Below are 20,484 nucleotides of genomic sequence, written 5' to 3'. Positions count from 1 at the left end.
TTGTCGCCGCAAAAATCCCTGATTGGGGCGACTGAGGGCCAAATCAACGATCTGTTAACCATAATTCTTGAATGCCGATTAACCCAACGAGGTTACAGTCCGGCAACCTTAATCAAGTCGCAAGGAGACCGGCCATGAGCCGAATTCACACCCCGGCAATGAGCCGCATGCAGAATTTTGCCCGCAACCCTGTCATGATCGCGCTTGTCGCCGGTCTCGCTCTGGCCGGTTGCGCCAACAAGAAGAACATGGCCAACAGCGCCGGCGATCTCGGCCTTGGTGCCGGTGCCGCAACGCCTGGCTCCGCCCAGGACTTTACCGTCAACGTCGGCGACCGCATCTTCTTCGACACCGACTCCACTTCGATCCGCGCGGACGCTTCCCAGACGCTCGATCGTCAGGCTCAGTGGCTCGCCCGCTATCCGAAGTACGCGATCACCATCGAAGGCCACGCCGACGAACGCGGCACGCGCGAATACAACCTCGCTCTCGGTGCTCGCCGTGCCGCCGCCACCAAGGATTACCTTGCTTCGCGTGGCGTTCCGGCGCAGCGCATGAAGACGATCTCTTACGGCAAGGAACGCCCGGTTGCCGTCTGCGACGATATTTCCTGCTGGTCGCAGAACCGCCGCGCCGTTACCGTTCTCGGTGGCGCCGGCATGTAATTGCCGGGAAATATTACAATTTCGAAAGGCGGCTCCATTGCGGGCCGCCTTTTCTTTTTGAACACACTTTGGCCAGTTTCCGTTGCTTTTTGAAAGTAATTGGAAAAATCTCCTGTTCGTGCCAAAGGGCGCGAAGAATCACTGGGACAGGACGAACCATATGAAAAAACTTGTCGTTGCGGGCATGCTGTGCCTCGCGGCCGTGGCCGGGGCGGGCCAATCGGCGAATGCGACGTCGCTTTTTGGCTGGCAGATTGGCGGCAAGGCCGCGGATCGGCAGCCGCAGGCACCGGTTGTAAACGTGCAGGCCGGGGGCGCCGAAGTTCGTATCCAGCAGCTCGAAGAGCAGCTGCGTCAGCTGAATGGCCGCATTGAGGAGATGAGCTTCCAGCTCCTGCAGATGCAGGAAACGATCCGCAAGGCGCAGGAAGACAACGAATTCCGCTTCCAGCAGCTGGAGAAGGGCGGTGGCGGCGGCAGTGCCGGTGGCAGCTCCAAGACGATGAAGAAGAGCGAGGCCGACGCGCCTCCTCCGGTTCAAGGTCAGGGCGGCGGCGATGATGTCGCTCGTGTTATCCAAGCACCGCAGGGAGCCGAAACGGCTCCCTCGACCGATGTCCCGGCGAACGATGGCCTCGGCCAGCCGCCGAAGCAGCTCGGTTCGATGCAGTTCGACCAGAACGGCAACCCGATCGGTGGCTCGGTCAACGAGGGCGCCTCAGTTGGATCCGGCCCGCTTCCGGGCGTCGATTCCGGCCGTTCGTCGCAGACCGCATCGCTCGGCAGCGAAGCCGACCAGTACAAGGCCGCCTACGGCCACGTGCTCTCCGGCGACTACTCGACGGCCGAACAGGAATTCACCCAGTATATCGCTCAGTATCCGAGCAGCGCTCGCGCAGCCGATGCCAATTTCTGGCTTGGCGAAGCGCTATACTCGCAGGGCAAGTACAACGAGGCCGCCAAGACGTTCCTCGACGCGCATAAGAAGTATGGCAGCTCTGAAAAGGCGCCGGAAATGCTTCTCAAGCTCGGCATGTCGCTTGCGGCGCTCGACAATACCGAAACCGCATGCGCGACGCTGCGTGAAGTCTCGAAGCGTTACCCCAAGGCTTCACGTGCTGTCATAACCAAGGTTGCCAGCGAGCAAAAGCGTCTCGCCTGCTAGGTCCTCCGGCTTTGCGTCCGGGCGGCCCCCTTCTACCCGAGACGGCGGTACGCCGTTTCCTTGACTCGCTGATCAAGCCCTCACGCATCCTTGTTGCGATTTCGGGTGGTAGCGATTCAACTGGCCTGCTTCTGGCGCTCGTCGAAGCTCTCAAGGCCACTCCCAATTCTGGAATCTCGCTTTGTGCCGTAACCGTCGACCATGCGTTGCGGACAGAATCCGCCGAGGAAGCTCACGAGGTTGCAGCCTTCTGCAGGTCGCTTGAAATTCCCCACTTGATCAAGGTTTGGAAGGGCGAGAAGCCAAAAGCCGGCATCATGGCGGCAGCACGCGACGCTCGCTATGCGCTGCTTTCCGATGCCGCCGAAAACATGAATGCGGACATTGTTGTGACCGCGCACACGGCTGATGATCAGCGTGAGACGCTTGCCATGCGACGGGAACGTTCGGAGCAGCCAAGCACTGGCATTGCCGATCTCGTCCTTTTTGATCGCCGCTTGTGGATTGCTCGCCCGTTGCTCGGTTGCCGACGGGAAGTGATCCGTGATTGCCTTCGTGCACGACGGGTCGGCTGGATCGACGATCCAAGCAATGATGATCCGAAATACGAACGTGTGCGCGTACGGTCGGGCTTCGCCGACAAGGCAGACGCCATTCCGGCTGCGGATGCGGTTGGCGATTTGCGCGCGGGCGCCGCCGCTGCAGCTGCGCTATGGTTGGATCAGCATTTCGTTCTCCACCCTCCGTGTATCGGCCAGGTGATGCCGGCCGGGCTGACCGTCGATCGCGAGATCCTTAGTTATGCCGTCGCACGTCTTGCGGCAGTGTTCGGCGGTCAAGCGTTCGCGCTCGGGCGCAAGCAGATGGACGACGTGCTGGCTCTGATCGAAAAGGGTGATCTGGGGCGGATGACCGCGAGCCGGGTGGTGTTCGACCTCAGGCGCGATGGGCTCTTTCTCGTTCGGGAAAACCGCGGCATCTTGCCGTTGACGCTAGCACCCGGCGGGCGTGGTGTTTGGGACGGCCGCTATCTAGTTGAAAACGGAACCTCGTTGGAAATCGGCATTGCTGCTGGCCGATCCGAGACGCAACGCGCTCAACTACCTAGAGGCGTTGTCAGGCGAGCCTTGGCAGCGGCGCCGCGTATCGTTGATGTGGCAGGAAACGATGCTTCCGTCAGTGCTGCCCAGAAAGTCGGCATCACACCCTATTTTTCGCCCTTCGACCGTTTTTTGACACGATTTGATTTCATCTTTGCGGAGAGCCTTGCGGCTGCCTTTGGAACACGCCCCTATCCAAAACCGCCTTTAGGTCTTATTGACGGAAAATCTATCTAACAGTCCAGTTTTCCTTGGCATTCACCTAAGGCAATCCTATGTTAGAGACCAAATAAGACGGTTGCCATGAGGCCGCTGTTCCAGTGCTGGGGAGTTCGATGAACCCTAACTTACGTAATTTCGCCTTGTGGGCAATCATAGCACTCCTGCTGATTGCCCTGTTCAGCATGTTCCAGACGTCGCCGGCGCAGACCAGCTCCCGCGAAATCCCTTACTCGCAGTTCCTGCGTGAAGTGGATGCGGGCCGCGTCAAGGAAGTCGTCGTCACCGGTAACCGCGTCACCGGTAGCTATGTTGAAAACGGCACCACCTTCCAGACCTATACGCCTGTCGTCGACGGCAGCCTGCTCGACCGTTTGCAGCAGAAGAACGTCCTCGTTTCGGCGCGCCCGGAAACCGATGGTTCGTCGGGCTTCCTGAGTTATATCGGTACGTTGCTGCCGATGCTGCTGATCCTTGGCGTCTGGCTGTTCTTCATGCGGCAGATGCAAGGCGGCTCGCGCGGCGCGATGGGCTTTGGCAAGTCCAAGGCCAAGCTTCTGACCGAAGCGCATGGCCGCGTGACCTTCGATGACGTCGCGGGTGTTGACGAAGCCAAGCAAGACCTTGAGGAAATTGTTGAATTCCTGCGCGACCCGCAGAAGTTCCAGCGTCTCGGCGGCAAGATTCCGCGCGGCGTGCTGCTCGTTGGCCCTCCCGGTACCGGTAAGACGCTGCTCGCCCGCTCTGTTGCAGGCGAAGCGAACGTTCCGTTCTTCACGATCTCGGGTTCCGACTTCGTTGAAATGTTCGTCGGCGTCGGTGCGAGCCGTGTCCGCGACATGTTCGAGCAGGCCAAGAAGAATGCGCCTTGCATCATCTTCATCGACGAAATCGATGCTGTCGGTCGCCATCGCGGCGCCGGCCTCGGCGGCGGCAACGATGAACGCGAGCAGACGCTGAACCAGCTGCTGGTCGAGATGGATGGCTTCGAAGCAAACGAGGGCATCATCCTGATCGCAGCGACCAACCGTCCCGACGTTCTCGATCCGGCGCTTTTGCGTCCGGGCCGCTTCGACCGTCAGGTCGTCGTTCCGAATCCTGATATCGTTGGCCGCGAGCGCATCCTGAAGGTGCACGCCCGCAACGTGCCGCTGGCACCGAATGTCGATCTCAAGGTTCTGGCTCGCGGTACGCCCGGCTTCTCCGGTGCTGATCTGATGAACCTCGTCAACGAAGCTGCCCTGATGGCCGCACGCCGTAACAAGCGCGTCGTCACCATGCAGGAATTCGAAGACGCCAAGGACAAGATCATGATGGGCGCCGAGCGCCGTTCTTCGGCGATGACCGAAGCGGAAAAGAAGCTCACCGCCTATCACGAAGCCGGCCACGCGATCACGGCACTCAACGTCGCTGTCGCCGATCCGTTGCACAAGGCAACGATCATCCCGCGCGGCCGCGCGCTTGGCATGGTCATGCAGCTGCCGGAGGGCGATCGCTATTCGATGAGCTACAAGTGGATGGTTTCGCGCCTCTGCATCATGATGGGCGGCCGCGTTGCCGAGGAACTGACGTTCGGCAAGGAGAATATCACTTCCGGTGCGTCCTCTGACATTGAGCAGGCAACCAAGCTTGCCCGCGCGATGGTCACGCAGTGGGGCTTCTCCGACGAGCTCGGTCAGGTCGCCTACGGCGAGAACCAGCAGGAGGTCTTCCTCGGCCACTCTGTTTCACAGTCGAAGAATGTCTCCGAGGCGACGGCCCAGAAGATTGACAACGAAGTGCGCCGCCTGATCGATGAAGCCTATACCCAGGCTCGTGACATCCTGACGGACAAGCACGACGAGTTCGTTGCGCTTGCGGAAGGGCTGCTTGAATACGAGACCCTGACGGGCGAGGAAATCAAGGCGTTGATTCGTGGCGAGAAGCCTTCGCGCGATCTTGGCGACGATGCGCCTCCCAGCCGCGGTTCGGCCGTGCCGAAGACCGGTACGCGCCCGGCGACCAAGGGTGACGAGCCGGAAGCCGGCTTGGAGCCACAGCCGCATTGATTTCTCTTGAAAATGCACGAAAGGCCGGGGTCCTATGGACTCCGGCCTTTTGTGTCGGTAACGCGATGTAATGGGTTTTCTTGCTAATTTACGTGATGGTGACGGCAATTTATGTCATGCCGGTGACATAGGGAGGCCTCATTCGAGGCTCTTGTAGCGACATTCCGCCCGTGGCGGTGTGATTTTGCAAGTAATACTGCGCAGCCTGTAGGCGCGCCAAGGCACAGGGGTGCATATGAAAAGACGCTATTTCGGTACGGACGGCATTCGCGGTCAATCCAACGTGTTCCCGATGACGCCAGACCTTGCAATGCGGGTTGGGATTGCAGTCGGAACTATTTTTCGCCGTGGTAACCACCGTCACCGAGTTGTTATTGGCAAGGATACGCGCCTTTCTGGCTACATGCTCGAGAATGCGATGGTCGCAGGCTTTACTGCCGCTGGCGTCGACGCGTTCGTTCTCGGTCCTATCCCGACGCCAGCCGTAGCCATGCTGACGCGGTCTTTGCGCGCCGACATCGGCGTGATGATCTCTGCCTCCCACAATCCCTATCAGGACAACGGTATCAAGCTCTTTGGGCCAGATGGCTACAAACTGTCGGATGATCTGGAAATGCAGATCGAGGATCTGCTCGAAAAGGATCTCTCGACGCAGCTTGCCAAGGCCGACGACATCGGCCGCGCCAAGCGCGTTGACGGCGTCCATGACCGCTATATCGAGCATGCCAAGCGCACACTACCGCGCGACGTCACGCTGCAGGGCTTGAGGATCGCGATCGACTGCGCAAACGGGGCAGCCTACAAGGTGGCCCCCGCGGTTCTCTGGGAGCTCGGCGCTGACGTCGTCACCATTGGCAATGAGCCTAACGGTACGAACATCAATCTCAATTGCGGCTCCACGAGCCCGGTCGCTCTGCAGAAGAAGGTCGATGAAGTACGGGCTGATATCGGCATTGCGCTCGACGGCGACGCCGACCGGGTGATCATCATCGATGAGAATGGCGCGGTCGTCGATGGCGATCAGCTGATGGCTGTCATCGCTGAAAGCTTTGCCGAAAGCCAACAGCTTCGCGGCGGCGGTATCGTTGCGACAGTGATGTCGAATCTCGGACTGGAACGCTTCCTGGAAGACAAGGGACTAGGCCTTGTGCGCACGATGGTCGGCGACCGCTACGTGGTCGAGCATATGCGCCAGCAAAACTACAATGTCGGCGGCGAGCAGTCTGGACACATCGTATTGTCCGACTACGGCACGACGGGCGACGGTCTGGTGGCGGCACTGCAGATCCTTGCTGCGGTCAAGCGCACCGGCAAGACGGTGAGCGAAGTTTGCCGTCGTTTCGATCCGGTGCCGCAGTTGCTCCGCAATGTCCGCATTTCTGGCGGCAAGCCGCTTGAAGATGGCCGTGTGCTGAAGGCAATTGCCGATGCCGAAGCGGAGCTTGGCCATGGCGGCCGCCTTGTCATCCGTCCTTCCGGCACTGAACCGCTGATCCGGGTCATGGCTGAAGGCGATGACCGCAGCCAGATCGAACGCATCGTCAATGACCTGGTAGGCATAATTGGTGGTGTGCGCGACGCCGCGTGACGTCCGTATGCATTGCGTGCCGGGCGTTGTTCGGCGTCCGGTCCAGCACGCGAAATCATGATAAAGATCCTGTAAATTTAATCTGACATTAACTCTAGTTTGTAAGACTCCAGGATGAATAAAGCCGGGCGTGGTCGATCTATGCGCGCCGGGTGTTGGTTTTTTCTTGGAGAATACTATGAAGAGATTTTTGATTGCCGTGGCTGCGGCGCTGGTGGGCGGCGGCCCCGTTCTCGCCGCTGATCTCTATGTTGACCCACCGGCACCCGTCCCGACCTTCGGCGGATGGTATCTGCGCGGCGATATAGGTATGACCAACCAGCGTCTTGGTGGGTTGCAGCACGAATTGTTTGACGACGTGGAGCTCCACGAATTTCTCGACGACGGCGGCTTTGACAGCGGGCCGCTTGGCGACTTGGGCATCGGCTATCAATTCAATCAGTGGCTGCGTGCTGATGCGATTGTCCAGTATCGCGGCAAGACCGATTTTTCCGCGCTCGATCGTTATGGTCACACCGACGCGACGGGGGCGGCTGTCTGGGATGCCACGAATGACTATGACGGCGCCAAGTCAGAATGGCTGGTGATGGCCAACGCCTACGTCGATATCGGCACTTGGTATGGCATCACGCCTTATGTCGGGGCCGGTATCGGTACCTCACGCAACACCATCTCTAGTTTCAGAGACGTCAATGTCCCGACTCAAGGCGTTGCTTATGCTGACAGCGATTCCACCTGGAACTTTGCCTGGGCGCTGCATGCTGGTCTCGGTTATCAGGTGACAGACCGTCTCACGGTCGACTTCGGTTATACCTACCTCAACCTAGGCGATGCACAGACCGGCCGGATTCACTCTTATGACAACACCGTAGATACCGGCCCTATGCACTTCAATAACATTACCTCGCACGATTTCAAACTCGGCCTGCGTTACTCGCTGCAATAACCGGTTTCGTTCCTTGCTGTGAGAGCCTCGACTTCAGGGCCGCCGCCATGGCGGCCTTTTTCGTATGCCTCGAACTCGCTCGAGGTTAACAAACATAGTTAACTACACGTTAGCATCTCGCTGAAATAATGCCCGTATTGGTCAGTCATGCGGGCACTGCATTGCCCGATCGGGAATTGCAATGAAATTGTCCGCCATAATCCTCGTCACCGCGGCAAGCCTCGCTCTGTTCGGCGGTCCGGCAATGGCGGAGGATCTCCCGATTACAGAGGTACCCGAAGTCAGTATTGCCAGCGATACATCGGCGATGGGCTGGTATCTTCGTGGTGATCTTGGCTATACGCCGTGGACGGGTGACGAGGCTCCGGCCTACCGCTTCGATGACACTGGCGGCGCCTCCGTTGGTGGCGAATTCGATTCGGCACGCTTCTCCAGACCGATCTCCGGCAGCGCCGGGATCGGCTATCAATTCACCGACATTTGGCGCGCCGACCTCACAGGGGATTTCTTCAAGAGCGACTTTACCGGCAACGCCCGTACCGATTTGCCTTGTGCTGCATCCGCTCCCACCGGGACCGGCTGTGCCTCGGGTGTGCACGCCGATCTTCGCGCCTATGGCGTTATGACAAACGGCTATGCCGACCTCGCGACGATTGCCGGCTTCACCCCCTATGTTGGCGCGGGTATCGGGATAACCAACGTCAGATGGGGGAACGTGCATTCGCAACCCGAGTGCGTGGATAGTGGTTCGACCTGTTCGGGGGCGACGTTCTCCCGGCAAGATTTCAATGGCGAGAACAGTTGGCGGTTCACCTATGCGTTGATGGCCGGCCTCAGCTATGAAATCAACGATCACATCAAGATCGATTTCGGTTATCGCTTTTCCGATGTTGCCGGGGGTAGCATGTTCGCAGGTTCCTCCGGGATAAGCGGCCGCGACGACGGATTGGCGCGGCATGAAATCCGTATCGGCTTGCGCATCGCCGGTTGGTAGTCAGCGACGCAATGACGCGCATAAGCCAAAAAGTTCTCTCACAGCGACGCCGGCTGCTTGACTTCGATCTCACTGCTCTATAACCACGGCGGCGGGACACTCCTCCCCAACGAGGAGCTATCTATCTGGAAGGATAGCGCATGGCGAAGACCGCAAAGCCGGACGTACGTCCGCAAAATACTCATTTTTCTTCTGGCCCTTGCTCGAAGCGCCCCGGTTGGTCGCTCGAAGCCCTTTCCGACTCGGCTCTTGGCCGTTCGCACCGCGCGAAGATCGGAAAGACAAAGCTGAAGCAGGCTATTGATCTTACCCGAGACGTTCTGGAAGTACCGGCGGATTACCGCATCGGCATCGTTCCGGCCTCCGATACCGGCGCCGTTGAAATGGCGCTCTGGTCGCTGCTCGGTGAGCGTGGCGCCGACATGGTCGCCTGGGAAAGCTTCGGCGCAGGTTGGGTCACCGACGTCGTCAAGCAGCTGAAGCTCAAGGACGTCCGGAAGATCGAAGCCGGATACGGCGAGCTGCCCGATCTCTCCACGATCGATTTTGACCGCGACGTGGTCTTCACCTGGAACGGCACGACCTCTGGCGTCCGCGTTCCGAACGCCGATTTCATCCCTGCCGATCGCAAAGGTTTGACGATCTGCGACGCGACGTCTGCTGCCTTCGCGCAGAACCTTGATTTCGCCAAGCTCGATGTCGTCACCTTCTCCTGGCAGAAAGTTCTCGGCGGCGAGGGCGCACATGGCGTCATCATTCTCTCGCCGCGTGCTGTCGAGCGTCTGCTTAGCTACGCCCCGGCATGGCCGTTGCCGAAAATCTTCCGCCTGACCTCGGGCGGCAAGCTGATCGAAGGCATCTTCAGCGGCGAAACCATCAATACTCCGTCGATGCTCTGCGTCGAGGACTACATCGATGCGCTGCTGTGGTCGAAAGAGGTCGGCGGCCTCAAGGGCCTGATGGCGCGCGCTGATGCGAACGCCAAGGTCATAGCAGACTTCGTGGCTGCCAACGACTGGATCGCTAATCTGGCGGTCAAGCCGGAAACCGCCTCCAATACCTCCGTCTGCCTGAAAATCGTCGACAAGGACGTGCTGGCACTCGACGCTGACGGCCAGGCGAATTTCGCCAAGGGCATCGTCAGCCTGCTCGACAAGGAAGGTGTCGCCTACGACATCGGCCATTATCGCGATGCTCCATCAGGTCTTCGCATCTGGGCCGGCGCCACGATCGAAACGGCTGACATGCAGAAGCTGATGCCATGGCTGTCTTGGGCCTTCGAAACGCAGAAGGCGACGCTTTCGCAGGCTGCTGCCTGAGTTGATCGCATCCGGCTCCGCTCGCCGGGCGGAGCCTCGCATCCCTGATTTCATCCATCGCTGAACTTTTTGAAGGAAGCCCCAATGGCACCTCGCGTTCTCGTATCCGACGAACTGTCGGAAACCGCCGTCCAGATCTTCCGTGATCGCGGCGTCGAAGTCGATTTCCAGCCGCAGCTTGGCAAGGACAAGGACAAGCTTGCCGAAATTATCGGCAACTACGATGGCCTCGCCATCCGCTCCGCCACCAAGGCGACTGAGAAGCTGATCGCCTCGGCGACCAATCTGAAGGTTATCGGCCGCGCCGGCATCGGCGTCGACAACGTCGATATCCCGGCCGCATCGCGCCGCGGTATCATCGTCATGAACACGCCGTTCGGCAACTCGATCACAACAGCCGAACACGCCATCGCCCTGATGTTCGCCGTTGCTCGCCAGCTGCCGCAGGCCGATGCATCGACGCAGGCCGGCAAATGGGAAAAGTCGAAGTTCATGGGTGTCGAAATCACCGGCAAGACGCTGGGCGTCATCGGTGCCGGTAATATTGGCGGCATCGTCTGCAAGAAGGCGATCGGCCTCGGCATGCATGTTCTGGCCTACGATCCCTTCCTGTCGGCCGAGCGCGGCCAGGAAATGGGCGTCACCAAGGTCGAGCTCGACGAGCTTCTGGCCAAGGCCGACTTCATTACCCTGCACGTACCGATGACCGACAAGACCCGCGGCATTCTCGGCAGGGAGAACCTCGCCAAGACCAAGCCCGGCGTTCGCATCATCAACTGCGCCCGCGGCGGCCTGGTCGATGAGGCAGCTCTTGCCGAAGCCATCAAGTCCGGCCATGTTGCCGGTGCCGGTTTCGACGTATTCGAGGTCGAACCCGCCAAGGAAAGCCCTCTGTTCGGCCTGCCGAATGTTGTCTGCACGCCGCATCTCGGTGCGTCGACCACGGAAGCGCAGGAAAACGTTGCTCTCCAGGTCGCCGAGCAGATGTCGGATTACCTCGTCAAGGGTGCCGTTTCCAACGCCATCAACATGCCCTCGATCACTGCCGAAGAAGCACCGATCCTGAAGCCATTCATCCGGCTCGCCGACGTGCTTGGCGCCTTCGTCGGCCAGGTTACGGAAGAGCCGATCAAGGAAATCGAGATTCTCTTTGATGGCGCAACCGCCACGATGAACACGCGAGCGCTGACGAGCGCCCTGCTTGCCGGCCTGATCCGCCCGCAGGTCGCCGACGTGAACATGGTCTCGGCGCCTGTTATGATCAAGGAAAAGGGCATCGTCCTTTCCGAGGTCAAGCGCGACAAGACCGGCGTTTTCGACGGCTACATCAAGCTCACCGTCAAGACCGACACGATGACGCGCTCGGTCGCCGGCACGGTGTTTTCGGATGGCAAGCCGCGCTTCATCCAGATCAAGGGCATCAACCTCGATGCCGATGTCGGTTCGCACATGGTCTACATCACCAACACAGACGTGCCCGGCATGATCGGCTTCATCGGCACGACGCTTGGTGCCGCCGGCGTCAACATCGCGAACTTCCAGCTTGGCCGTGACAAGCAGGGCGGCGATGCGATCGCGCTGCTTTACGTCGACGGTCCGATTGGCGACGAGGTTCTCGCCAAGCTGATGGCGAACCCGGCGATCCGCCAGGCGAAGCCGCTGGTTTTCGCCGTCGATTGAGTTTTGCTCCCAAGGCAATGAGAAGACCCGGCGTGGGAACCTGCGCCGGGTTTTCTCGTTTTGCTTCTCAATCGATTGTCAATTCAGGAGCTTCCATGACAAAGTCAGCCGTCGCTATCGCCATTGCGCTGGCATCGCTTATCAGCCTCTCGTCATGCGCAAACACGGCGAACGGCCTTGCCAAGGACGGTAGGGAGGCGAGCAGTGCGCTGGATGCCAGCACCCATCGTATCCTCAAGGCCGGCGCGAACTAAATCGCGCCGCCGGCCGTTTGCGTCCACGTAGCATAGCCCGCCAGACCAAGCGGGCTCGCGATCACTGCGGCGTCGCCGGAGCCGGAGCAGCCGGGGCTGGAGCGGCAGGAGCCGTAGGGGTTGCTGGAGCTTCAGCGGGTGCGTTCGCTGCTGGCGGCGTCGCTGGCGTTGCCGGCGCGGTCGATGCAGGCGGTGGCGAAGCCGGTTCGGAAGCCGTCGGAGCTGGCGCGGTGGGTGCCGTCGCTGTCGACGAACTCTGTGACCTCGGCCAGTAGGTGGCTGCCAGGGCCACGATGACGACGATCGCTGCCAGAACAATCCAGATGGTTTTACTCTTGGACGCCGACGTATTCATCGGGTTTGGTTTGTTGAAGTCATTTGTCATGTTACTCCTCCTCTAAACGTTAACTCCTTGGCGCGTAAAATGTTCCAATACGCGCAAGTCTCCGTGAACGCCCTGTGAGGCTGCCGGTACGATGCGCCCTTGGCGAGGGAAGCTCGCGAGGGCCTTCCATGTGCCGTTCCACGCTACGCCAGCTCGTGTCTCGCTTCGTACCCACCTCTTCGGGTGTGCCTGAACCTTTATGGGGGCGAGAGGCTGCGACCGGTTCGTCAGCCTTGTTGCGGAGAATCTTTTCTATGTTGGAGGGCCAAGTGCGAACGAGCATGATGGCAGTCCCTTTTGTGGCTCTCCTGGCGAGCCGTGGACCGGCGTGGCTGCATGCCGTATTTCGCAAAGGGCGTTACGCATTCGTCGTCTTTGCGCTCCTTACCGCCATCGGCGGCGAAAACACCTACGCTCAGATGCCGCAGCAGCAGCAGGCGGATGGGGAAGACTTTCCCCAGCGTGAACTCGTGATCGGCACCAAGGAGGCGCCGCCCTTTGCGATGAAGGATGCCGACGGCAACTGGAGCGGCATTTCCATCGACCTCTGGCGCGAGGTCGCGCAGTGGCTCGGGCTGAAGTTTCGACTCGCCGAAGAGCCCAATGTCCAGAAACTCATCGAAGCCACGTCGCGGGGCGATTACGATGTTTCCGTCGCGGCGATCACAATCACAGCTGATCGCGAAGGCAGCGTGGATTTCAGCCAGCCCTTCTATGATACCGGGCTCGGGATTGCGGTCTCGGTCAACAGCGTGTCGGTGTGGCGCGAGATTGTCCGGACGATGATTTCCGCCGGCTTCCTGCAGGCGGCAGGTGCTTTGATCGGTATCTCGCTGCTTGTCGGTGCGTTGGTATGGTTGTTCGAGCGGCGTCACAACGACGACTTCGGAGGACCACTGGGACGCGGACTAGGGGCGAGCATCTGGTGGTCGGCCGAGGCCATGACGCAGGCAAGTACAGGTCACCGCGGGCCGATCACGATCGCGGGCAGGGCGCTCGCGATCATCTGGATGGTTGTCTCGATCATTACGATTGCCGTGTTTACCGCCAGCGTCACCTCCGCCTTGACGACGAGGCAGATGCGTGGGCTGGTCAATGGCGTCGAGGACTTGCCCAGCGTGCGTGTTGGGACACTTGCCAATTCGGCGACGATTGGCTTCCTGGATGGCGAGCGCATCAAGCATCGCACGTTTGTCCAGGTTGCCGACGGGCTCAGGGCACTCGAAGCCGGATCAATCGATGCCTTCGTTTATGACAAGCCCCTTCTCGCCTGGACCGTGGAACAGCATTTCTCGTGCACCGTGCAGGTCTTGGATGTCGACTTCGAGCCGCAAAGCTACGGGCTCGCCATGCCGCTCGGTCGGCCCTATCGCAAGGCAATCGACGTTGCGGTCCTTCAGGCAACTCACGATCAGCGATGGAAGGCAACGCTCTTTCAGTCCCTCGGGGAGAAACGGTAAGAGCGGTGCCGCGTGATCGGATTTTGCCGACCTGTTACTTGGCCGGCTTCAGCAGTCTCAGCGCATTGATCGTAACCAATACGGTGGCGCCGGTGTCGGCCAGGATAGCGGGCCAGAGGCCGGTGATGCCGGCGATGGTTGTCACCAGGAACACGGCCTTCAGGCCGAGTGCGATGGTGATATTTTCGATAATGTTGCGCATCGTGCGCTTCGAGAGCGCGATCATTGCCGCAACATCGGTGACTCGGCCATGCAGGATCGCGGCGTCAGCGGTTTCGAGCGCCACATCGGCGCCGCCGCCCATAGCGATACCGACATCTGCAGTCGCAAGGGCAGGGGCGTCGTTGATGCCGTCGCCAACCTTGGCAACAATCAAGCCGCCACGCTTCAACTCGTTCACGATGCGCTGCTTGTCCTCAGGCATCAACTCGGCGCATACTTCAATGCCGAGCTGCCTGCCGATGGCCTCCGCGGTGCGGTGGTTGTCACCCGTGAGCATCACGGTCTTGATACCAGCCTCGGTCAATGCCTCAAGGCCGGACTTGGCGTCGTCGCGGGGTTCGTCGCGCATGGCGATGGCACCTGCCAGCGTGTCGCCGACGATCAGCACGGAGACTGTTTTTCCGTCGTCGTTGAGTGCAGTGATGCGCGCGGTCTGATCGGATGACAGAGGAATTTGTTCGCCGGCGGCCTTGGGAGATCCGAAGAAGACCGGCTGCCCCGCGACCACCCCGGTCATGCCTTTTCCTCCCAGAGCCTTGGCATCGGTCGCCGCGGGGAGAGGGATCTCTGCGGCTGCAGCCCGTGCCAGGATCGCGAGCGCCAGCGGATGGCTCGACCCTGTCTCAAGCGCAGCAGCATACTTCAGGACTTCGGCTTCGTTCTTTCCGAAAGCGATTACGTCGGTCACCTGAGGCTTGCCTTCCGTCAGAGTGCCTGTCTTGTCGAGGGCAACGGCGGTGACTTTGCCAAGGTTCTCAAGGACCGCGCCGCCTTTCAGCAGCAGGCCACGGCGCGCTCCCGAAGAAAGCGAGGCGGCGATCGCGGCAGGCGTCGAAATCACCAGGGCACAGGGGCAACCGATCAGCAATATGGCGAGGCCCTTGTAGATCCATTCGTCCCAGGCGCCGCCTGCGAGAAGTGGTGGCAGGATTGCGACGAGGGCAGCAACGACGACCACGCCAGGCGTATAGTATCGAGAGAAACGATCGATGAAGCGCTCTGTCGGTGCCTTGGATTCCTGCGCCTCCTCTACCAGCCGGACGACGCGTGCAATCGTGTTGTCGGCGGCGGCTGCCGTCACTTTGACGCGAAGGGCGGCGTCACCGTTGACAGTGCCCGCAAAAACCGTGTCGCCTACACCTTTGCGCACCGGCGTGCTTTCGCCGGTGACCGGGGCTTCGTCGACTGCGCTCTCGCCCGACAAAATGGTGCCATCCGCCGCGATGCGGTCACCCGGACGAATCAGAATTGTCGAACCGACGGCGAGGCTCTCGGCCGACACTTCCCGAGTCGTGCCATTTTCTTCAAGGAAAGCCCGTTTTGGGACTAGGGTCGTCAGAGATTGGATGCTTGCGCGCGCCTTGCCGGCGGCGACGCCTTCCAGCAGTTCGCCAACCAGGAACAGGAAGACCACGGTCGCGGCTTCCTCGCCGGCATGGATGATTACCGCGCCAACCGCCGCAATCGTCATCAGCATCTCGATCGAAAAGGGTGTGCCCGCAAAGGCGGCGGCGACGGCGCGTCGAGCGATTGGAACAAGCCCGACGAGCACTGCCACGATGAATGCATAGGACGCTATCGCCGGCACGAGGTGGCCGATGATATAGGCAATAACGAGGGCTGCGCCGGAGAGGATTGTCAGGCGACCCTTCTTGGTTTGCCACCAAGGTCCGGCCATCGGGGCGTCGTGACCGTGAAGCCCCAGAGAGTCCATAGCCTTTTCCCCAGAGTGTTTATGACCCTCGTAATTGTGCCCCTCGTGAGCGTGCCCTTGGTGATCGTGGCCGGCGTGATCATGGTCACTGTGGTCGTGGTGTGAATGATCTGGCGGTGGTGTTTCCACCGGCAACCTTCCAGCGACCTGCGAAACGGAATAGCCGAGGCTCGTCACCTTCTTCTCGATGGCGGCCAGATCACTGCTGCCGTCGTGACGCACAGTCATCGTTCCAGCGGTCACCGAGACAGAAACGTCTTCGACGCCCGGGATGCGTCGGACAGCAGTGTCAATCTTGGCAGCGCAGCTGGCGCAATCCATGCCGCCAACCCTATACCGTTTCTCGACCGTTTCACCCATGATCCGCTTCCTTGTCAGACAGAAGCATCTTTCCTACATCCTCTAGCGACTAGAGGTGCAAGAGGAAAATCATGAAAAAGATCACGATCGGCGAAGCCTCGCGGACAAGCGGCGTCAAGGTGCCAACGATCCGCTATTACGAGAGTATCGGCCTCCTCCCGGAACCGAACCGCAGCGAGGGCAATCAACGCGCTTACGAGCCGGCGGATCTGCGCAGGCTCGCCTTCATCCGTCATGCTCGCGAGCTTGGCTTCGAGGTGGAAGCCATCCGCACCCTGCTGACGCTGCAGGACGATCCACATCAGTCGTGTGCTTCTGCCGACGCAATCGCCAAGGCCCGCCTGATCGAAGTCGAGCAGAGGATACGAAGCCTGATGGCGCTGAAGGCAGAGCTGGAGCTGATGGTGGAAGGCTGCGGTCATGGTCGCGTTGACCAGTGCCGTGTCATCGAGGTATTGGCGGATCACGGCCAGTGCAGTCACGCCCGTCATTGACGGTCGATTGCAGCCGGGGTCCAAAGAACCCAAAATAGAGCCGCAAGATATACTGCGTTGCACAATACTAAGGCGTTCCGCCCAAAGTTTGTGCGGACTATGATTCTGATTTTATTTAGCTTTTCTGTCTATAACCTGTCCGCTCGTTGCCGTTATTTCATTGTGACTTCCTTATGACCGGTCTCCAAAGAGCATTTGTTCCGATCGATGCGCCGAACGACGATTTTCAGTCGCTGTTCGCCACTCATCCGTCACCCATGTGGGTCTAGGATCCCGGCAGCCTTCGCTTTCTGATCGTCAACAACGCCGCGATCGATCTCTATGGCTATTCGCGTCAGGATTATGAGCGCATGACGGTCCTCGATATCAGGCCCGAGCGTGAGTGCAAGCGAATGCTCGAGGCCGTGCAGGCCCCCACGGACATGGAGTGTGCCGAGCGTTGGACACATTTGAAGGCCAATGGTGAAACGCTGGAGGTGCTGACCTATGGACGGGCCGTTCGCTTCGACGGCCGGGACGCGATCCTCGCAATCGTGCAGGACCGGACCGAGGTCAATGCCGCCCAGCGTCAGGTCAACGATACGCGCTCGATGCTCGACAACCTGCCCGTCGGCGTCTTCGTGAAGGATATGGAAGAAGACGGACGCTACATCCTTTTCAACGAAGCGTGCGGTGTAATTGCCGGGCACGACCCTGAAGACATTATCGGCCAGAGTGATCGCATCATTTTCGATGAGAAGCAGATGGCCATCTTTTGCGAGCAGGATTCCAGGGCGCTGGCGCGGGAGCAGCGATCAGCTTTGAAGAGACAATGCAGCGCGCCGATGGGACGCCGCGAATTCTGCGGACTGTCAGGCGTGCACTGCCGGCCCCTGACGGCGGAGCGCCGCGCTACGTGCTCGGCATTTCCCAGGACGTGACCGAGGAGCGATCGGTTGAGGCCCGTCTCGCTTACATGGCAATGCACGATGCGCTGACCGGCCTTCCGAACCGCGCGTCTTTCGCCGATCACATCCAGCGGGAGGCAGCGATCGCCACGGCGGAAAAGCCGTTGGCACTGCTTTACCTTGACTCGACCACTTCAAGCACATCAACGACAGCAAAGGGCATGCCGCGGGCGACGCGCTGCTCTGTCAGGTGGCCGCCCGTTTGATGCAACTGGTGGCCGACGGAGACCTCGTCGCACGCCTCGGCGGCGATGAGTTTGCCCTGCTTCTGCGTCTGGAGCGGCGCGAGAATATTGAGCGCTTTGCCGAACGTCTGCCCAAGTCGCTGTCGGCACCTTCGATCTCGACGGTGTCAACGAACACGTGACCTGTAGTATCGGCATCGCACTTGCTCCCGACCACGCCAAGGATGACGATGTGCTGATGCGGCATGCGGACCTCGCGCTTTATGCGGCGAAGGAAAGCGGTCGCTCGACCTACCGCTTCTATCTGCCGGAAATGCGCCTGGAAGTAGAGCGCAGGCACATGCTCATGGCCGACCTTCACGAGGCGCTGCTAAAGAGCCAGTTCGAACTTCACTGCCAGCCGATCGTGCAACTTGATGACGACGGCCTTGCGGGTTTCGAAGCGTTGATCCGCTGACGCCATCCCGTCCGAGGTCTGATCCCACCGATGGAATTCATACCCATCGCAGAAGAAACCGGCCTCATCGTTCAGATTGGCGAGTGGGTGTTACGCGAAGCCTGCCGCGTGGCGGCGGGCTGGCCCAATCATTTAAAGATCGCGGTCAATCTCTCCGTGTGCCAGTTCCGGCATACCAGCCTGCTTGCGACTGTTGTCGCCGCACTGGATGAGACCGGCCTGCGTCCAGAGCGCCTGGAAATCGAGATCACCGAATCCGTCTTCCTCGCCGACGTCGAGCAAAGCCTGCCACTCTTGCGGGCATTGAAGGAACTCGGCATCCGCATCGCCATTGACGATTTCGGCACAGGCTATTCGTCCTTCAGCTATTTGCGGGCATTCGCCTTCGACAAGATCAAGCTCGACCGCAGCTTCGTCTCCGGTATCGAAACGGATCCCGGCAATCTGGCCATTGTGCGCGCGGTCGTCGGCATGGGCTCAGGCTTCAATGCAACGACGCTTGCCGAAGGGATCGAGACTGAGGAACAATTGCAGAAGTTGCGTGCCGAAGGCTTTGGCGAGGTGCAAGGTTTCCTGCTTGGCAGGCCGATGCTGCAAGCGGAAGCGGAGGCCTTGATCGAAGGCGGCGCATCCCCCTTGTTCGCTGCGGTCGGCCGTTGAAATCATTGCGTCGCAAGTGCTGGCAGCCTTGTTGCGACGATGTTCCTGTTGCCTCAGCGGGATGAAGTGCCGGCAGGGCCTGACGTTTGTCTGCTGGTCGCCAACGGTCTGGGCATCGTAGCCGGCGCAATTCCGTTCTGGTCCACGGCTTGTGGTGGTTGGCATGCTGTACCTGGCGAACGGCCGGATGGCCACTTCTGGCCTTACGAACCACTTCTTAGTCGCTTCTTCAGGGGCAGCAGCGAGAGGCCGGCGAGCAACGCGAAAACCGCACCAGCGAGGAATGTCATCTGGTGCCCGCCCCAATCCCAAAGCGCACCGGCAAACACGCTTGCGGCAAGGAGGGCGATGCCCGCAACGAGATTGAAGATGCCGAAGGCGGTTCCGCGCAGCTCGGCGGGTGCGGCATCCGCAACGAGGGTCGCCAACAGCCCTTGAGTAAATCCCATGTGAAGACCCCACAGCAATACTCCGATCCCGAGGCCCGCCAGCCCGGGAAGAAACGCAAGGCTGAGGTCGGCGAGAACGAGAAGCCCGAGCCCGACAATCAACAGGGTGATCCGGTCGAGACGATCCGCCATGACGCCCACCGGATAGGCCGAGAACCCATAGGCAATGTTCATGACGATCAGGACGATCGGAACGAACATGACGGGAAGTCCCATTCGCTGGGCGTCGAGGATCAGGAAAGCCTCGCTGAACCGTGCAAGCGTGAAGACCGCAGAGACGGCGACGACCAGCCAGTAGATCGCAGGCAACCGAACGAGCTCCGAGGTTCGGAGCGGTATCCGGGCGCGCCGTTGGTCTGCGTGCGGCGGTTCCTTGACGACAAAGATGATAATTGCGACGGAGCAGAACGCCGGGATGACAGCGATCCAGAACACTGTCGAATAGTGGTTGGCGGTCCACCACATCAAACCCAAAGCCAGCGCTGGCCCGAGGAACGCGCCAACCGTGTCAAGCGACTGACGCAGCCCGAAGCTGGCGCCACGGATCTCCTTTGGGCTGATGTCGGCGATCAGGGCGTCGCGTGGTGCACCTCTGATACCCTTTCCGACGCGGTCCACGAAACGCGCAGCCACCAGCCAGCCCAGCGAAGGTGCCAATGGGAAGATAGGCTTTGTCAACGCAGCCATGCCGTAGCCCAGGGCTACAAGCAGCTTTCGCTTGCCAAGCCAATCGCTCAATGCTCCGGAAAATACCTTGGTGATGGCGGCGGTCGCTTCGGCAATGCCTTCGATCAGGCCGACCGCAAACGCCGAGGTGCCGAGGACGGCAACCATGTAGACCGGCAGGAGAGCGTGGATCATCTCCGAGGAGATGTCCATGAATAGCGAGACGAAGCCGAGAGCCCAGACGCCTTTCGGGATTGCCCGTAGTGCAGCAGGTCTTGAGCCGGCAACGTCGACCATATCGAACTACCTTTCACAACTGCCCGCGACGGGTCTTCTGCTTTCAAAATCTGACGGCGACCTGAAGAGCCGTTACCGGTCCGGAGCGCGCTGACACGTTTCGCGGTTTTCCTCGCGCAGTCTTCGGAGCAGCATTGCTTCCGCCTGGCCGCTGCGGCATCAATCCTTACATCTCAATTGCTTGCCGACATAGCAGGCTGTTGGAAAGTG

General features: G+C 60.1%; 19 protein-coding genes and 1 pseudogene. 17 read left to right on the top strand and 3 right to left on the bottom strand.

Going from position 1 to position 20,484, the window contains the following annotated elements:
* Positions 1 to 134: 134 nt before the first annotated feature.
* The 10 genes from pal to ATY80_RS13270 all read left to right on the top strand — a co-directional run bounded on the left by pal (position 135) and on the right by ATY80_RS13270 (position 11,978).
* The gene (gene pal / locus ATY80_RS13315; RefSeq protein WP_007802639.1) at positions 135 to 665 is read left to right on the top strand and encodes a peptidoglycan-associated lipoprotein Pal; all 531 of its coding nucleotides are present in this window, start codon (positions 135 to 137) and stop codon (positions 663 to 665) included.
* A 160-nt stretch (positions 666 to 825) separates the two neighbouring features.
* Positions 826 to 1,830 carry a tol-pal system protein YbgF gene (gene ybgF, locus ATY80_RS13310; RefSeq protein ID WP_088692906.1) on the top strand — a complete coding sequence of 335 codons (1,005 nt, stop codon included), beginning with the start codon at positions 826 to 828 and terminating at the stop codon, positions 1,828 to 1,830.
* Between the two features lie 11 nt (positions 1,831 to 1,841).
* Positions 1,842 to 3,167: a tRNA lysidine(34) synthetase TilS gene (tilS, locus tag ATY80_RS13305; protein ID WP_088692880.1), complete on the top strand. Its 1,326-nt coding sequence runs from the start codon at positions 1,842 to 1,844 to the stop codon at positions 3,165 to 3,167.
* A 98-nt stretch (positions 3,168 to 3,265) separates the two neighbouring features.
* Positions 3,266 to 5,197 carry an ATP-dependent zinc metalloprotease FtsH gene (gene ftsH / locus ATY80_RS13300; RefSeq protein WP_088692879.1) on the top strand — a complete coding sequence of 644 codons (1,932 nt, stop codon included), beginning with the start codon at positions 3,266 to 3,268 and terminating at the stop codon, positions 5,195 to 5,197.
* Between the two features lie 235 nt (positions 5,198 to 5,432).
* Positions 5,433 to 6,785, top strand: a complete 1,353-nt coding sequence (gene glmM, locus ATY80_RS13295) for a phosphoglucosamine mutase (RefSeq protein ID WP_088692878.1) — start codon at positions 5,433 to 5,435, stop codon at positions 6,783 to 6,785.
* A gap of 178 nt (positions 6,786 to 6,963) precedes the next feature.
* The gene (locus ATY80_RS13290) at positions 6,964 to 7,731 is read left to right on the top strand and encodes an outer membrane protein (protein WP_088692877.1); all 768 of its coding nucleotides are present in this window, start codon (positions 6,964 to 6,966) and stop codon (positions 7,729 to 7,731) included.
* A 181-nt stretch (positions 7,732 to 7,912) separates the two neighbouring features.
* Positions 7,913 to 8,725 (top strand): outer membrane protein, encoded by an 813-nt coding sequence (locus tag ATY80_RS13285; RefSeq protein ID WP_088692876.1) that lies wholly within the window; start codon positions 7,913 to 7,915, stop codon positions 8,723 to 8,725.
* A 140-nt stretch (positions 8,726 to 8,865) separates the two neighbouring features.
* Positions 8,866 to 10,044, top strand: a complete 1,179-nt coding sequence (locus tag ATY80_RS13280; RefSeq protein WP_088692875.1) for a phosphoserine transaminase — start codon at positions 8,866 to 8,868, stop codon at positions 10,042 to 10,044.
* 84 nt (positions 10,045 to 10,128) lie between these two features.
* Positions 10,129 to 11,724, top strand: a complete 1,596-nt coding sequence (gene serA, locus ATY80_RS13275; protein WP_088692874.1) for a phosphoglycerate dehydrogenase — start codon at positions 10,129 to 10,131, stop codon at positions 11,722 to 11,724.
* Positions 11,725 to 11,819: 95 nt separating this feature from the next.
* Entirely contained in the window at positions 11,820 to 11,978 is a 159-nt protein-coding gene (locus tag ATY80_RS13270; RefSeq protein WP_088692873.1) for an entericidin, read from the top strand.
* A gap of 61 nt (positions 11,979 to 12,039) precedes the next feature.
* Here ATY80_RS13270 and ATY80_RS28940 read toward each other — a convergent pair whose 3' ends face one another.
* Complete coding sequence (locus ATY80_RS28940) at positions 12,040 to 12,363, bottom strand: hypothetical protein (RefSeq protein ID WP_088692872.1); 324 nt, start codon at positions 12,361 to 12,363, stop codon at positions 12,040 to 12,042.
* Positions 12,364 to 12,644: 281 nt separating this feature from the next.
* On the opposite strand from ATY80_RS28940, the gene ATY80_RS13260 reads away from it, so the two are divergent.
* Positions 12,645 to 13,823 carry a transporter substrate-binding domain-containing protein gene (locus ATY80_RS13260; RefSeq protein ID WP_088692905.1) on the top strand — a complete coding sequence of 393 codons (1,179 nt, stop codon included), beginning with the start codon at positions 12,645 to 12,647 and terminating at the stop codon, positions 13,821 to 13,823.
* A 34-nt stretch (positions 13,824 to 13,857) separates the two neighbouring features.
* Here ATY80_RS13260 and ATY80_RS13255 read toward each other — a convergent pair whose 3' ends face one another.
* Positions 13,858 to 16,119, bottom strand: a complete 2,262-nt coding sequence (locus tag ATY80_RS13255; protein ID WP_088692871.1) for a heavy metal translocating P-type ATPase — start codon at positions 16,117 to 16,119, stop codon at positions 13,858 to 13,860.
* A gap of 71 nt (positions 16,120 to 16,190) precedes the next feature.
* Here ATY80_RS13255 and ATY80_RS13250 point away from each other — a divergent pair, with 71 nt between their 5' ends.
* The 6 genes and pseudogenes from ATY80_RS13250 to ATY80_RS30020 all read left to right on the top strand — a co-directional run.
* On the top strand, positions 16,191 to 16,613 hold the full coding sequence (locus ATY80_RS13250) for a helix-turn-helix domain-containing protein (protein ID WP_088692870.1): 423 nt from the start codon (positions 16,191 to 16,193) through the stop codon (positions 16,611 to 16,613).
* A gap of 290 nt (positions 16,614 to 16,903) precedes the next feature.
* Positions 16,904 to 17,533: a PAS domain-containing protein gene (locus tag ATY80_RS30040; protein WP_348626635.1), complete on the top strand. Its 630-nt coding sequence runs from the start codon at positions 16,904 to 16,906 to the stop codon at positions 17,531 to 17,533.
* Entirely contained in the window at positions 17,509 to 17,766 is a 258-nt protein-coding gene (locus ATY80_RS30035; RefSeq protein ID WP_280950682.1) for a diguanylate cyclase, read from the top strand. The genes ATY80_RS30040 and ATY80_RS30035 overlap by 25 nt, the downstream gene beginning before the upstream one ends.
* Positions 17,703 to 17,927 carry a GGDEF domain-containing protein gene (locus ATY80_RS30030; RefSeq protein WP_348626634.1) on the top strand — a complete coding sequence of 75 codons (225 nt, stop codon included), beginning with the start codon at positions 17,703 to 17,705 and terminating at the stop codon, positions 17,925 to 17,927. Before ATY80_RS30035 ends, ATY80_RS30030 begins: the two co-directional genes overlap by 64 nt.
* Positions 17,924 to 18,202 (top strand): diguanylate cyclase, encoded by a 279-nt coding sequence (locus ATY80_RS30025; RefSeq protein ID WP_280950681.1) that lies wholly within the window; start codon positions 17,924 to 17,926, stop codon positions 18,200 to 18,202. The genes ATY80_RS30030 and ATY80_RS30025 overlap by 4 nt, the downstream gene beginning before the upstream one ends.
* Before the next feature lie 12 nt (positions 18,203 to 18,214).
* A pseudogene (locus ATY80_RS30020) lies at positions 18,215 to 18,862 on the top strand (EAL domain-containing protein); the annotation flags it as partial.
* Between the two features lie 203 nt (positions 18,863 to 19,065).
* Here the strand turns inward: ATY80_RS30020 and ATY80_RS13240 are convergent.
* Complete coding sequence (locus ATY80_RS13240; RefSeq protein WP_088692869.1) at positions 19,066 to 20,274, bottom strand: MFS transporter; 1,209 nt, start codon at positions 20,272 to 20,274, stop codon at positions 19,066 to 19,068.
* Positions 20,275 to 20,484: the final 210 nt, after the last annotated feature.

Source organism: Rhizobium sp. R711, from assembly GCF_002211365.1.
Taxonomy (GTDB): domain Bacteria; phylum Pseudomonadota; class Alphaproteobacteria; order Rhizobiales; family Rhizobiaceae; genus Rhizobium.
This window is presented reverse-complemented; position numbering and strand designations above follow the sequence as displayed.

Excerpts from the sequence above, each read along its gene's own strand:
- pal (WP_007802639.1), top strand. The coding sequence starts at position 135 with ATGAGCCGAATTCACACCCCGGCAATGAGCCGCATGCAGAATTTTGCC.
- ybgF (WP_088692906.1), top strand. The coding sequence starts at position 826 with ATGAAAAAACTTGTCGTTGCGGGCATGCTGTGCCTCGCGGCCGTGGCC.
- ftsH (WP_088692879.1), top strand. The coding sequence starts at position 3,266 with ATGAACCCTAACTTACGTAATTTCGCCTTGTGGGCAATCATAGCACTC.
- glmM (WP_088692878.1), top strand. The coding sequence starts at position 5,433 with ATGAAAAGACGCTATTTCGGTACGGACGGCATTCGCGGTCAATCCAAC.
- ATY80_RS13290 (WP_088692877.1), top strand. The coding sequence starts at position 6,964 with ATGAAGAGATTTTTGATTGCCGTGGCTGCGGCGCTGGTGGGCGGCGGC.
- ATY80_RS13285 (WP_088692876.1), top strand. The coding sequence starts at position 7,913 with ATGAAATTGTCCGCCATAATCCTCGTCACCGCGGCAAGCCTCGCTCTG.
- ATY80_RS13280 (WP_088692875.1), top strand. The coding sequence starts at position 8,866 with ATGGCGAAGACCGCAAAGCCGGACGTACGTCCGCAAAATACTCATTTT.
- serA (WP_088692874.1), top strand. The coding sequence starts at position 10,129 with ATGGCACCTCGCGTTCTCGTATCCGACGAACTGTCGGAAACCGCCGTC.
- ATY80_RS13270 (WP_088692873.1), top strand. The coding sequence starts at position 11,820 with ATGACAAAGTCAGCCGTCGCTATCGCCATTGCGCTGGCATCGCTTATC.
- ATY80_RS28940 (WP_088692872.1), bottom strand. The coding sequence starts at position 12,363 with ATGACAAATGACTTCAACAAACCAAACCCGATGAATACGTCGGCGTCC.
- ATY80_RS13260 (WP_088692905.1), top strand. The coding sequence starts at position 12,645 with ATGATGGCAGTCCCTTTTGTGGCTCTCCTGGCGAGCCGTGGACCGGCG.
- ATY80_RS13255 (WP_088692871.1), bottom strand. The coding sequence starts at position 16,119 with ATGGGTGAAACGGTCGAGAAACGGTATAGGGTTGGCGGCATGGATTGC.
- ATY80_RS13250 (WP_088692870.1), top strand. The coding sequence starts at position 16,191 with ATGAAAAAGATCACGATCGGCGAAGCCTCGCGGACAAGCGGCGTCAAG.
- ATY80_RS13240 (WP_088692869.1), bottom strand. The coding sequence starts at position 20,274 with ATGGTCGACGTTGCCGGCTCAAGACCTGCTGCACTACGGGCAATCCCG.